Raw genomic sequence first — 13,752 nt, forward strand, 5'->3', positions numbered from 1 at the left:
CGGCCGGACTATGGAAGACTTCTTGCGTGCCTGGCAACCCCATAGATTCCACCCTCGCAGCGGGCATCTCAGCGCAACGCGTCACCGCCAGCGAGGGAGCACTCGTCCTGATCGACCTCGACGGCACGCTTGTCGATTCCGGGGACGGCATTCTGGCGAGCCTGCGCGTAGCATTCGACGAGGCGGGTGTCCCGCGCCCCGGGGAGGCCGAACTGCGCCGCTTCCTCGGTCCGCCCATCTACTACTCGCTCGACGCGCTCGGCATCACGGGCGAGCCCGCGGACCGTGTCGTTGCTGCCTATCGTCAGCATTACCACGACGTAGGCATGCATCAGTCGGCCGCATTCGCCGGTATCCCCGCAGCGCTCGACCGAATGCGTACCGAACTCGAATCGTCGGCGACCGGCAGCGTAAGACTCGTCGTCGCGACGTCCAAACCCGAGACGTATGCGAAGCGGATCGTGCAACTCTCCGGCCTCGCCCCGCACCTCGACGCCGTGTACGGCGCGTCGCTCGACGGCACGCGCACCTCCAAGGCGGACGTGATCGCGCACGCTCTGCACGGCGAGGCCGCATACCACGGCGAGGCCGTCTACCACAGCGAGGCCGCATACCAGGCGGACACCGCGGACACCGTTCCCGACCGGCGGATCATGATCGGCGACCGCAAGTTCGACGTCCTGGGCGCGGCCGCCCACGGCATCGCCACCATCGGCGTGCTCTGGGGCTACGGCGACGCGGAAGAACTCGTCGGTGCCGGTGCCGTGTTGATCGCGCACTCTCCCGCCGAGCTGCCCACCCTGGTCGTGGCAGCCGCGCTGACGAGCCCAACCGCGTAGCCACGGACGCGAATCATGGACCCCGCAACCGCCGCTGCGCTGACGAGCCCCAGCGTCTCATCCATCATTCGCGACCTACCCGACTACGACAGCGACCGCGCCCTCGAGATCGGGAGTCGCCTGCGAAAGCTCGAACTCGATCGCGACCTGATCGCGGCCATCCAGACTCAGCTCGCATTGCGGGCGCCGCTGCGGGCCAAGCTCGGTGACAAGTCGGAGGGCTTCCTCGCCACGCGTGCGGGCGCAGAACAGGCGACCAGATGGCCGGTCGCCGCGCTCCGGGCCCGCGCTTTCGCGGCTTCGGGCGCAACAACGGTCGCAGATCTCACGTGCGGACTCGGCGTCGACACCCTCGCCCTGGCCGCGGCGGGTCTCTCGGTGACGGCATTCGAGATAGACGAGGCCACCGCCACCCTCGCTCGCCACAACGCGCGCGACTACGGCTGCGTCCACGTGCTCCACGGCGACGGCCTGGCTGCCGATCTGAGCGGGATCGATGCGATCTTCGCCGACCCGGCCAGGCGCACCGAATCCGGGGCGCGCATCAACGATCCCGAGCAGTACGGCCCACCCCTGAGCGACGTCTGGGCATTGCGGGAGCGCGCAGAACTCCGCGTCCTCGGCGTCAAGGTCGGGCCTGGCATCGCGCACCGCGACGTGCCGGCGGACGCGCGCGCCGAATGGCTATCCGTGGACGGCGACGTGGTCGAGGCGACCCTCTGGTGGACGCCCGGCGGAATGCCGGACCTGCCGCACAGGGCACTGATCGCGCGCTCGTCCCAGGGCGACCCGCTCGCAGAACTGACCGTGGGCAGCCTCGCGGGTTTCCCGGACGAGGACTCCCGTGCACCCCGCCTCGATGTCGCGACAGCGGCGGATCTGGGCGAGTTCCTGGCCGAACCGGACGGCGCCATCATCCGCGCTCACCTACTCGGGACGCTCGCCGAGAAAGCGGCGGGGGACTCGTCCATGAATGGCCGAGCCCGGCTGATCTCCCCGCGCATCGCGTACCTCACCGCGAATGAGCCGCTACCCCATTCGCGCAACTACCGCATCGTGGACGTGCTGCCCTTCCACATCAAGAAACTGAGTGGTTATCTGCGCACGCGGGGCGTAGGTTCGGTCACAATAAAGAAGCGCGGAGTCGAAGCAACGCCCGAACAGGTGCGCAGGCAGCTCAGGCTCAGCGGCGATCACGAGGCCACTTTGGTCCTCACGCGGATAGCTGGCCAGCATCGCGCGATCGTAGTGGAACCGGCGGAGGGTGGGAACGACCAGTGAGCGCAATTCCTTTCGCGTCATCGCTGCGATCCACCGTCGGCATCGAGTGGGAACTGGCCCTGGTTGATCAGGACTCCGGGGACCTGCGTCAGGTGGCCCCCGTCATCCTGAAATCGCTGTCCCCCGACGGCTCCCAGCATCCCAACGTGCGCCAGGAGTTGCTGCTCAACACGATCGAGATCGTCTCGAACCCGCGCGAAACCGTGGCGCAGGCGGGCCAGGATCTGGTGCGCAGCATCGACTTGATGCGCGAGGTCCTGGAGCCGATGCGCGTCGATCTCATGTCGGCGGGTACACACCCGTTCGCGCGCTGGGACCAGCAGAAAGTGTCCGACAAGGACCGCTACGCCACGCTGATCGACCGCACGCAGTGGTGGGGCCGCCAGATGCTCATCTACGGCGTCCACGTCCACGTCGGGGTCGAGGACCGCGCCAAGGTCCTGCCGATCGCCCGCGGGCTGCTGCCCTACTTCGGTCACCTGCAGTCGCTCGCCGCCTCATCGCCGTTCTGGGGCGGCGACGACACGGGGTACGCATCCAACCGCGCCCTCATGTTCCAGCAGTTGCCCACCGCCGGGCTCGGATTCCAGTTCGACGAGTGGACAGATCTGGAGCGGTACGTCGATGACATGATGCACACCGGCGTCATCGACCACTTCGACGAGATCCGCTGGGACATCCGTCCCTCTCCCCGGTTCGGCACGCTGGAGACGAGGATCTGCGATGGCGCGTCGAACCTGCAGGAACTCCTGGCTCTCGCCGCGCTGAACCACTGCCTCGTGGAATACCTGTCGAGCGAACTCGACGCTGGACGCGAACTGCCCACCCTGCCGCCCTGGTTCGCCCAGGAGAACAAATGGCGCTCAGCCCGGTACGGCATGGACGCGATCCTGATCCTGGACCGCGCGGGGAACGAGGAACTCATCACCGACCACTTGCGGGCTTTGCTCACGCAGCTCGAGCCCGTAGCCGCGCGGCTGGGTTGTTTGGACGAGCTCTCCCTGGTCCATGAGATCGTCTCCACAGGCGCGGGGTACCAACGCCAGCGCGCGGTGTGGCAAGCGCAGAACGGGCGACTCGACGCCGTCGTGGCCTCGCTCGTCGCCGAAATGCACGCGGGCAAGCCACTGCCCGCCTGAACGACCCCGCTCACGTTGCCAGACCGCTCGACCCCGCAGGCGATACGCGGTTGGGCGCGCGAGATCCCGCAAAGTGGTCGGAGACCTGCGCATTCACCGACTGCGCGTCGGTGCGCGAGAAGTGGCAACTCAAGTGGCTCGATCTTGAGACCGCTTGTACCCTGGCGGAGGAACACCCGCCCATATCGATTCTGACGACGATGTCTTATCGCATTCGAGGTTTTACCGTGCCCACGATGGCTCCCCATTCACGTCCGTATCACGCTCACGGCTCGGCCACTCGCCTGCTGACCATCGCGCTGGGCGCCGTGCTGGCGCTCCTGGCCTCGTGTTCAATCGCTATAGCCCCGGCAGCGCTGGCCGCAGGCCCCGTCTCGGTCGGCTCCGGCGGGTACATCAACGGCAAGATCGGCGTCGAGCCCGGAGAACTCAGCGAGTACTGCACATCGACGCCGCGGCAGAGCTTCACGCGGGGCGGCAAGACCATCCCCGCGCTGGTGTCGAAGAACGCACCGGTGCCCACTAACGACTGGTGGAGCACGCTCGCCTTCCGTCACTGGGTGAGCGACGGCGGCTGGCAGGGATGCGATCTGGGATCGACCATGTACGCCCATCCGGCGGCCTACGGATGGCACAACCGAGGCCTGGGGATCACGTATCCGAACACGCTGGGGGCAGCGACCAACAACGACACCGGAATCTCCAACTTCACCGGCGAGGGGTACGAATACGCGGGCCCGACCTGGAGCGGACACGACGTGTACGCGGGGGTCTCCGGGAACGCGAGCAATCCGTCCCAGGAGTTCGTAGGGGAGGTCCTGCAGGTCGAGGACTGGACCGACTGGACGGTGCAGTCGGTGTTGAAGAATGCCGCGGGCACCATCGGGGTCAGGGCCGTCATTGGTCACGGCCTGCCAATCGCTTGGATGCAGAGTTTCGGAGCGGCCAGCCGCATTCAAACGCAGGGCACGACGTCGATTCAATCCAACAACAACGGCACGCTGATACTCTCCGTGAACGGCCGGTCATACATCGCCTGGGCACCGGACGGGGCGCAGTGGACGCAGAACAGCGCGAATGTCTTCACGTCGAGCGCTGGATGGTACGCCGTGGCGCTCGTGCCAAACGGCGCAAACGCGTCAACGATCGCCGCGAACTGGCGTCAGTTCGCGTATTCGCCGGTCACCACGGCGACAGTCAGCTACACCTACCAGCAGGCCAGCGGAAAACTTCAGGCGCGCTATGAGATCGGCGTCACGCGCAAGGCGGGCAGCGGCTCCACGACGAGCACTGTCATGGCGCTGTACCCGCATCAAGAGCAGTACCGCACCGATGGGCAGGCTCCCCTGGGCTCAACGTATACCTCACCGCGCGGCAGCATGCCGGTGCTGCAGAACGTGCCGGGGTTCACCACGACTACGCCGTTCTACGGCGTGCTGACCGAGATCCCCGGCATCTCTGTGGCACCCGGCGGCGCGAACCACGCCAAACTGATGCAGTATCTCGACGCCGCCGAGAATGACCCGCTCAACGTCCAGCAGATGACGAACAACGGCAACGCTACGTATTGGACCGGCAAGGCAATAGGACGGGCCGCCCGCATCGCCGAGGTCGCCGACCAGGTGGGCGACACCACGGCTCGGGACAAGGCCCTCACGAAAATCCGCGAGCAATTGACGGATTGGTTCACCGCAACATCGGGCAAGACGAGCAAGGTCTTCGCCTACTCCGAGAAATATGGCACGCTGCTCGGCTACCCCGCCGGGCCAGGCGGAACGGACCAGTACGGCACGCTTACGCGGATGAACGACCATCATTTCCACTACGCGTACTACGTTGCGGCCGCGGCGACGCTGGCGCGATACGACGCTCAGTGGGCCGCGAGCTATGGCGGCATGGTAGACATGCTCATCCGCGATGTAGCGTCGCCGGACCGGGGCGATGCCATGTTCCCGTACCTGCGGACGTTCGATGTCTACGCCGGTCACTCCTGGGCATCGGGGGACGGCGGATTCTCCAAGGGGAACAATCAGGAATCATCCGCCGAGGCGATGAACCTCGCGCAAGCGATGGTGCAGTGGGGCGAAGTGCGGGGCAACACGCAAATCCGCGACACCGGCATCTACTTGTACACCACCGAAGCCGCCGCTATCGCGCGGTACTGGTTCAATTCGCGGGACGACTTCCCGTCGGCTAAGTTCAACCGAAACTACGCCTCGATGGTCTGGGCATCGGGCGCCCACTACTCGCTGTGGTTCGGCGGCCCGGGCGACCATCAGTACTTCTACGGGATCAACATGCTCCCCGTAACGGGTGGGTCGCTCTATCTGGGCTACGAGCCGGCGATCGTCCAGCGCACCTACAACGAGTACATGGGACGTACCGGCAATGCCGAGCCGCCGTGGTGGCACGACATTCTGTACTCGTACCTGGCGCTCGCCAACCCGGACTTGGCGCTCGCCAAGTTCGCCACCGCGGACGGAAATGGCACCTTCGGGGAGGAGCAGGGCGATTCCCACGCCCACAGCTATCACTGGGTGACGTCCCTCGCGGCGCTCGGGCAGGTCGACACTACCGCCCACGCCAACTACCCGCTCGCTACGACGTTCAGCAAGAACGGCCAGCGGTCCTACGTAGTCACGAACGCCTCAAACAAAGCGATCACCGTCACGTTCCGGGACGATTCCGGTTCCGTGCTCGCGACCGTTACCGCGCCGAAGGGCCAAGTCACCACCCGCCGACCGGACGGATCGACCGTCTCGCTCGGCGACGGAGGCTCCGGCGGAGCGGGCATCGAGATCCCTGGGACGCCAACCGACCCGACCGACCCGACCGACCCGACCGACCCGACCGACCCCGGGGGGCCGACCGATCCGACCGATCCGACCGACCCCACTGATCCGACCGACCCCACTGATCCGACCGATCCGGGCGGACCGACTAATCCCGGTGGCAATAACGGCACTGGCGGAACCCCCGGCACGCCGGGAAGCGCCCCCGCAAAGGTGATCAAACGCAAGGCGAAACTCGTCAGCGCCAAGAACGCCAAGAAGCCCAAGGTCAAGAAGTTGAAAGTCCACAAGGCCTTCAAGGTCAAGGTCGTGCTGAGCGCACCCGGCAAGGCAAAGGTGACGGGCACCGTCCGGCTCACTGTCGGTAAGCGAGTCCTCGGCAAGGCGAAAGTACGCCACAAGGGAGGCAGGTACGTGGCGACCGTGAGCGTCAAGACGGCGAAGAACCGCAATGTGGGAAAGATCAGGGTCAGTTACCTCGGTTCGACTGCGCTGGTCAAGGCGACCTACAACACAAAGTTGCGAGTAGTGCGCTAGGAAGGCGGCTCCGGTGATTCGGAAACCCAAACTCGCAGCCGTCGCAGCGGCGCTCGCGTTGCTCCTCTCCTCGGCGGTGGCAGCACCTCCCATGGTTGCGGCCGCCGTCGAGAGTCCGGGCGGATCCGGCTCGTACACGACTGACAACGTCGGAGCGGTTCCCGGCGGGGCCTGCGGTCAGCAGAACCTGCGTGCGTACCTGACTTCGGATGCGCCGAACAAGCCAGTGCCCACCAATGACTGGTGGACGTCGCTCGTTTTCAAGTTCTCGGATGCGAGCGGCACTCAGCAGTGCGCGCAGAACCTGGCTCTCACCGCGTTGCCGACCCAGGTCAGCGTCGAGGACGGCAAGAAGGCCTCGCAGTACGACGGCGATTCAGCTACGCCCGGCGTGCACATTTCGTACCATCCGGGTGCAACGCTCGCGCCCGTCGCCGGCAAAGGCTCGCAAGACCAGAGCTTCCACCAGTACATGCGCAAGGACATCGTGATCGCCCAAGTGGCCGGGCTCGGCCAGACCGACGTGAAGGTGTCGAATTGGAGCGACTGGACCGTCTCGACCCGGCAAACGGACGGTACCCGCACGCTGGACGCGACCTTCGGCCAGGGATTGCCGTTCACGTGGCTCAAAGCGACCGGCGGCAACGCAAAGATCACGCTCAACGCGTGGACGGACGTGGACTTCATCGTCAATGGCTCTGTGCAGCCCGCTCCGTCCGCATCGTCGATCGTCGTGATCGGTTCCGGTCCCACGAATAGCAACGGGCAGATCACCGATCGCCGCTACTACGCCGCCTATTCACCGCCCGGAGCTACCTGGACCAAGTCGAGCGAGAGCGGTCACTGGAACGACCTCGTAGCCAGCGCGGGCGGCAATTTCGCCATCGCCGCGCTGCCCGTCGATAGTTCCACTCCCGCGGCGGATATCTGGTCGCTCGCGCAGAGTTATGCGCCGTACGCACACTCACCGGTCACCGACACCAAGGCGAATTACGTCTACGACCAGGCCACGGGGAAGGTCCGAGTGACCTACCAGATCACCGCAAACCCCATTTCCGGATCGGGCGGCACTGCCGGAACCGTGGTGTCCCTGCTCCCCCACCAGTGGCGTAAGTTTGTGGCGGCGGAGCCCTCGTCCTCAAACACCTTTGTCGCCCGGACGTACGCCTCCCCGCGCGGTGTCATGAAGACGCTCGTGGGGGCCACGAGCTTCACGACCGAGGACGAGTTCCACGGCGTGCTGACCGAGGTGCCGGGCGTCGCGACTGCGGTACCGGGATCGGCCGAGCGCAGCAGACTCGAGACCGAACTCGCCACCTATCTGACGGGAACATCCCTCGCCGACGCGCTGCGCACCCAGAACACGCCCACCTACGGTGTGGGCAAGGCACTGGGACGGACGGCGCGAATCGCGGAGATCGCCGATCAGTTGGGTCGACCCGATGTGCGGGATAAGGCGCTCGGGGACATTCGCGACACCCTGACCGACTGGTTCACCGCGACCTCCGGCAAGTCCAGGCAGGTCTTCCGGTATTCCTCGGCGTGGTCGTCCCTGATCGGCTACCCGGCAGACTTCTTCTCCGACACCGAACTCAACGACCACCACTTCCACTACGGGTACTACGTGGTGGCGGCGGCGACCCTCGCCCGGTTCGATCCGGCCTGGGCCGATTCTTATGGGCCGATGGTCGAGATGCTGATCCGCGACGTCAACTCACCCGATAGGGGTGACGCGATGTTCCCCTACCTGCGCTACTTCAATGCGTACTCGGGGCACGACTACGCGGCCGGTCCCGCACCCTACGACGGTGGCAACAATCAGGAATCGAGCTCGGAGGCCATGAACGCCGCCTACGGCATGATCATGTGGGGCGAAGCCACCGGCAATAAGGCGATCCGCGACGCAGGCGTATACATCTACACGACCCAGGCCGCGGCCATCAACGACTACTGGTTCAACGACAACGGCGAGGCGCTGCCCGCCGGGTACACCTCGCCGATCGTGCCGGTCATCTGGACCAATGGCGGAACGGGCGGGCTCTTCTTCGGCAACGGCGAGCGGGCATACAAGTTCGGGATAAACACGCTACCCGTCACAGGCGGCTTCCTGTACCTCACCGCGGGCGCGGCCCAGCGCAACTACGATGCCCTGCAGGCTGCGCCGCGACTCGGCGGTGAGAATGCGAACGAGTGGCGGGACATCCACCTCAGCGCGCTCGCGCTCGCGGACGGTCCCGCGGCCCTGGCCGGACTGAATCAGCTCGGCAACTACTCGGTGCCCGCGAGCGGCGGGCTGCCCTATACGAACGAGCACGGCGAGACCAAGGCGCATACGTATCACTGGATCGCGAACCTGGCCGCGCTCGGCCGGGTGGACCGGTCCCTGACGGCGAATTATCCGGGCGCGGTAGCGTTCACGAGGAACGGCGCCAAATCCTACGTAGTCACCAACGTGTCCGGTGCCGACCTGACTGTGACCTTCTCCGACTGCACACGGGTGATTGCGCCGCGCGGCAAGGTGACGGTAACCGGGCCGAGCGCTGCGACCCTGGGCAGCGCCCCGGGAGGCCGCGGCCTCAGCGTGCCCATTCCGGGCTGGCCCGCCTGCGTTGCCGACCCCGATCCCGAGGAACCTGTGGATCCCGGGAATCCGGTCGATCCGGCTCACCCCATGGACCCGGAAACACCAATCGCGCCGGTCACGCGGCCCGCACCGCCCCTGACGAGGACACCTGGCCCGGGTGCGAAGACGAGCACCCTGAAGATCACGAGGGTGACGGTGACCAAAGGTCGCTATCGCAAGTCCAAGAAGGCGATCCGAGTTCGCAAGGCGGCACGCGTCACCATCAAATTCGCTACCAGCGCGGATTTCAAGCCGAACGCGAAGGTCTCCCTCGTAATCGGCAAGACGATCGGACGGGCGAAACTCGTTCGGAAGTCTGCTCGGACCTGGGTCGCACACGTCAAAGTGAAGGCCAAGGTCAACACCAAGCGCGGCAAAGTCACCATCCGCTATGGCAAGGCGGGCAAGAAGCCATCCATCGCGAACCGGAAGCTCTTGCGAATCCGCTGACTCCGGTGCAAATCGGACAGCCAATTTACTTCTTGAACACTGAACAAGGGCTGAACCATGTCCCTATCGCCAAGGGTCGTCACCTTGTGTACGCTGAGTCCGTTGACAACGCTGTCTGCTGGTGGGGCCAGTTGCCCCGCTAAAGTCGGCCGATCTCCCTCGCACCTCTCGTGTACTGAGATCGGGTCGGCACGATCTCGATGAGGAGAACGACATAGTGAAGATCAAGAGACTGCTCGCATCGGCCGGCGCGCTTGCCATCGCCGCCACTGGGATGGCTTTGACGGCGCCGGCCGCCACTGCAGCCCTCGACAAAGTGCCGTTCACGATAACGAACAATTCCGGAATCGGAGATGCGGCACTGTATGTGGGCATCATGGGGCGCAATCCGGCGAACGGACGAGACGCGTACTTGGTCAAGGATGGTTCGACTTGGCGACTCCAAGACATCCCAAGCGCTCCGGCATATCCCAACCCGCCGCAGAACCTCAATGGCGTGATGTTCGCGGGGCCAGCCGTGGGACAGTCGATAACGGTGCAGACACCGCACATCGATTCGGGTCGCCTCTACTACTCTTGGGGTCAGCCGCTGCAGTTCATGTACGTCAACAATGACCTTCGCCAGGACAAACTGGTGTACCCAGACCACAACACCGAGCCGAACAAGTCGATTCTGCACGGTAGCGCCGAATACACCTACGACGCGAACAATGTGCTGTGGTACAACTCGACGCAGGTCGACTTCTTCGGCCCGCCCGCCCAAGTGGGCATCGCGGACGGAAGCGGAAACATCAAGTCGACCGGGCGCCTGACCACCGACGGGTTCGGCTATGTGCAGACGGAACTTGCGAAGCATGGTGAATGGGCGAAACTCATCGAGAAGGGCCCGTACAACAATGTGACGCGCGTGCTCAATCCGAGCCACAAACTCGGCAAGGATGGATTCAACGCGGGGAGCATTCAGCAGTACATCGACCAGGTTTGGACGAAGTACAAGGGCACGGACATGCACATACGTCCGATTAGCGACAACCCCAACATCGTCTTCACCGGCAGAGTGGGGAGCGACAATGTCTTCCGGTTCACCGCTACTGGCTACTCGCAGGTTGCAATCAACAAGCCAACTCCGTGGGAGGCGCTCGCCTGCGCAGGGCCGTTTACCGGGGGCGGGCACGAGGGCTGGGTTGCCCGCACGCTCTGCGCTGGCCTCAATCGATCCAATATGCTGACCTACACGGATCAGCCGACCACCAATGACAAGTTTTACGCCGACTCCCAGTGGACGAACTGGTACGTCAAGATTGTGCATGAGGCGATGGCCACGGGGCACGCTTACGCGTTTGCCTTCGATGACGTCGGTGGATACGAATCGCTGACCGCAATCGGCAACCCGTCTCACGCGTATCTGCAACTCGATCCGTTCAGTGGCTCCGCGAACCCCATTGGTCAGGAGCACGGCACCAACCCCGGCGGGGGCGACACCGGCGGCGGTGACACTGGCGGAGGCGACACCGGCGGAGGCGACACCGGCGGAAGCGACACCGGCGGCGGCACCGGCGGCGGCACCGGCGGCGGCACCGGCGGCGGCACCGGCGGCGGTGACACTGGCGGAGGCGACACCGGCGGCGGCACCAAACCTGGCGGGGGCGACACCGGCGGCGGGACGAACCCTGGCGGGGGCGACAACCCAGGTGGAAGCGGCAACGGTGGCACACACACGGATACTGGTGTCGGAACCGACGGAAAGACCAACCCGCAGGGAACGGTAACCATCGGTACTACTCTCGCGGCAGCGATCAACGTCGCAAACGCCCCGAAGCAGCAGGGCGGCTGGTTCCGCGACTCGGTTCTGCTCTCGGTCAGCGCAGAAGCCCCCGCCTCGACGCGTCCCGTCGTTCAGATTCGCGTGAACTCGGGCAAGTGGCAGACGTACACCGGGCGGATTCTAGTTGTGGCCAACGGCAAGACTACGGTCCGCGCCCGGGTCGTCGCCGGTAAAGCCACATCGCCCTCGGACACGCGAACTTTGAAGGTGGACCGCAAGGCGCCAACCAAGCTGAAGGCGAAGGTCAAGAAGGTTCGCGGGAAGACAGTGATCAAACTCAGCGCGAAGGATGCCGAATCGAAGATCGCCAAGATCCAGTACCGCATCAACGGCAAGGGCAAGTGGAAGACTTACAAGTCCGCCGGCATCAAGGTGAAGGCGAAGATCAAGAAGGTCACCTTCCGCGCCATCGACAAGGCGGGAAATAAGTCGCACGATCGGACGACCGGACGAACCTCCGGCAAACGCCAGTGGTCTCCAGCTCGCTGAGATCTATGTAGCGACAGACAAGGCGGGTGGGCGGCATTCATGCCGCCCACCCGCCCTGTCATGTACCCGCAAAACGCGCGTGGCCGAATCAGGGCCCGAAGGAACGTTCCCGTTTCGCGCCATGGTTCGGACGGGGTTCCGGCAACGTCCTAGACGTGCGTTATCTCGAGCGGCATCGACGAGTCGACGCCGAAGTCGAGCGTCGAAGGCGCCACTCCGGCCTTGACCATCGACATTCCCAGGGCGGCGATCATCGAGCCGTTGTCGGTGCAGTACCTGATGGGCGGGATGCGCAGTTCGATACCCGCTTCGGCACACCGTTGCGCGGCCTTGTCGCGCAACTGGGAGTTCGCGGAGAAGCCTCCCCCGATCACAACCGTGTTCACGCCGTTTCGGTGGGCGGCCGCGATAACCTTGGCGGTGAGCACGTCGGCGACGGATTCGGCGAACGAGGCGGCCACGTCCGCGACCGGCACTTCGCGGCCCTCGGCCTCGCACGCCTCAACCCAGCGAGCCACTGCCGTCTTTAGGCCCGAGAAGGAGAAGTCATAGGCGTGCTTGTCCTGATCCTTGGCGGCCGTCAGCCCGCGAGGAAAGCGGATCGCCTGCGGATCGCCCGCGCGTGCGAGCCGGTCAATGTGCGGCCCCCCCGGATAAGGCAGGCCGAGCAGTCGGCCGACCTTGTCGAAGGCCTCCCCCGCCGCGTCATCGAGGGTCGAACCCAACTCGTGTACACCGGTGGCTATGTCGTCGACCAGCAGCATCGACGAGTGACCACCCGAGACGACCAGTGCGAGAAATCGGTCGGGGAAGTCGCCGTGCACCAACTGATCCACTGCCGCGTGGCCAATGACGTGGTTGACCCCGTACAGCGGCTTACCCGTGGCGATAGCGAGTGCCTTGGCTGCGGACACGCCAACAGTGAGGGGACCCACCAGTCCCGGTCCCGCAGTCACCGCGATGGCATCGAGCGCGCTGAGATCGACGTCGGCTGTCTCCAGCGCCCGCGACAGCGTTGGAATCATCGCCTCCAGGTGCGCACGCGACGCGATCTCGGGGATGATTCCGCCGAAGCGCGCATGCTCGTCAACGGAACTTGCCACGGCATCGACCAGGAGTTCATGACCGCGAGTTATCGCGACACCCGTTTCGTCGCACGACGATTCGATACCAAGGACAAGGGGTTCGCTCACTCGGACAAGCCTACTAGCCGCAGTACCGATCTGGACAAGTTCAAGCGTGGGCGCGCGCGAAGAACGTCCGACCGCGTTCCGCCGTGACCTACGGTGCCAGGTCGAGCCTCATCGTGTACGCATCGACATCACCGGGCTGGTAGTACCGCTTGCGGAGTCCTAACTGCTCGAAGCCGTAACTCGCGTAGAGATGCAGCGCTGCCTCGTTGTGAACCGCGACCTCAAGGAGGACGGCGCTCGCGCCGACCTCGCGCGAGCGTGCGATAAGCGCCTCAATAAGTCGTCGCCCGGCTCCGCGACCCTGGTGATGCGGGTCAACGCCCACGGTCATGATCTGGGTCACCTCGCCGTCGAACCACAGCCCGGCATATCCCACAACGGGCTCGGGGCCGATGGAGGCGAGGTCGCGATAGGTGGCGACGATGTACCAGCGCCCCGGCCCGCCCAGTTCCTCGGCAAGCATCCCGTAACTCCAGGCTTGGTTGCCGAACAGCGTGACTTCCAGGGCAATCGCCCTATCGAGATCGCTCGCCCGCATGGCGCGCAGGCTGTACTTGCCGCTCGGATTGGGTTGGTTCACCATC

The 13,752-nt window shown here is 65.1% G+C and carries 8 protein-coding genes; 6 read left to right on the forward strand and 2 right to left on the reverse strand.

Annotated features, from left to right (window positions below; translation table 11 throughout):
* The first annotated feature begins 26 nt into the window (after positions 1-26).
* From FB461_RS07730 to FB461_RS07755, 6 genes are all read left to right on the forward strand, one after another.
* Entirely contained in the window at positions 27-839 is an 813-nt protein-coding gene (locus tag FB461_RS07730) for an HAD hydrolase-like protein (RefSeq protein WP_246046073.1), read from the forward strand.
* A 15-nt stretch (positions 840-854) separates the two neighbouring features.
* Positions 855-2,120, forward strand: coding sequence for a THUMP-like domain-containing protein (locus tag FB461_RS07735; protein ID WP_142120448.1), 1,266 nt, complete (start codon positions 855-857; stop codon positions 2,118-2,120).
* A complete protein-coding gene (locus FB461_RS07740) occupies positions 2,117-3,259 on the forward strand; it encodes a glutamate--cysteine ligase (RefSeq protein ID WP_142120450.1) in 1,143 nt (380 codons plus the stop codon). The genes FB461_RS07735 and FB461_RS07740 overlap by 4 nt, the downstream gene beginning before the upstream one ends.
* Before the next feature lie 1,493 nt (positions 3,260-4,752).
* Complete coding sequence (locus tag FB461_RS12500) at positions 4,753-6,588, forward strand: glycosyl hydrolase (RefSeq protein ID WP_425466907.1); 1,836 nt, start codon at positions 4,753-4,755, stop codon at positions 6,586-6,588.
* A gap of 13 nt (positions 6,589-6,601) precedes the next feature.
* Positions 6,602-9,661: a glycosyl hydrolase gene (locus FB461_RS07750; RefSeq protein ID WP_142120454.1), complete on the forward strand. Its 3,060-nt coding sequence runs from the start codon at positions 6,602-6,604 to the stop codon at positions 9,659-9,661.
* A gap of 217 nt (positions 9,662-9,878) precedes the next feature.
* Positions 9,879-11,975 carry a beta-1,3-glucanase family protein gene (locus FB461_RS07755; RefSeq protein WP_142120456.1) on the forward strand — a complete coding sequence of 699 codons (2,097 nt, stop codon included), beginning with the start codon at positions 9,879-9,881 and terminating at the stop codon, positions 11,973-11,975.
* A gap of 149 nt (positions 11,976-12,124) precedes the next feature.
* On the opposite strand, the gene tsaD is transcribed toward FB461_RS07755, so the two are convergent.
* Positions 12,125-13,168: a tRNA (adenosine(37)-N6)-threonylcarbamoyltransferase complex transferase subunit TsaD gene (gene tsaD / locus FB461_RS07760; RefSeq protein WP_142120458.1), complete on the reverse strand. Its 1,044-nt coding sequence runs from the start codon at positions 13,166-13,168 to the stop codon at positions 12,125-12,127.
* Between the two features lie 88 nt (positions 13,169-13,256).
* Positions 13,257-13,751, reverse strand: a complete 495-nt coding sequence (gene rimI, locus FB461_RS07765; protein WP_142120461.1) for a ribosomal protein S18-alanine N-acetyltransferase — start codon at positions 13,749-13,751, stop codon at positions 13,257-13,259.
* Between the last annotated feature and the right edge of the window lies 1 nt (position 13,752).

It is taken from the genome of Rarobacter faecitabidus, from assembly GCF_006716265.1.
GTDB classification, from domain to species: domain Bacteria; phylum Actinomycetota; class Actinomycetes; order Actinomycetales; family Cellulomonadaceae; genus Rarobacter; species Rarobacter faecitabidus.

Coding starts and splice junctions, on each gene's coding strand:
- FB461_RS07735 (WP_142120448.1), top strand. CDS start 855: ATGGACCCCGCAACCGCCGCTGCGCTGACGAGCCCCAGCGTCTCATCC.
- FB461_RS12500 (WP_425466907.1), top strand. CDS start 4,753: ATGCAGTATCTCGACGCCGCCGAGAATGACCCGCTCAACGTCCAGCAG.
- rimI (WP_142120461.1), bottom strand. CDS start 13,751: ATGGTGAACCAACCCAATCCGAGCGGCAAGTACAGCCTGCGCGCCATG.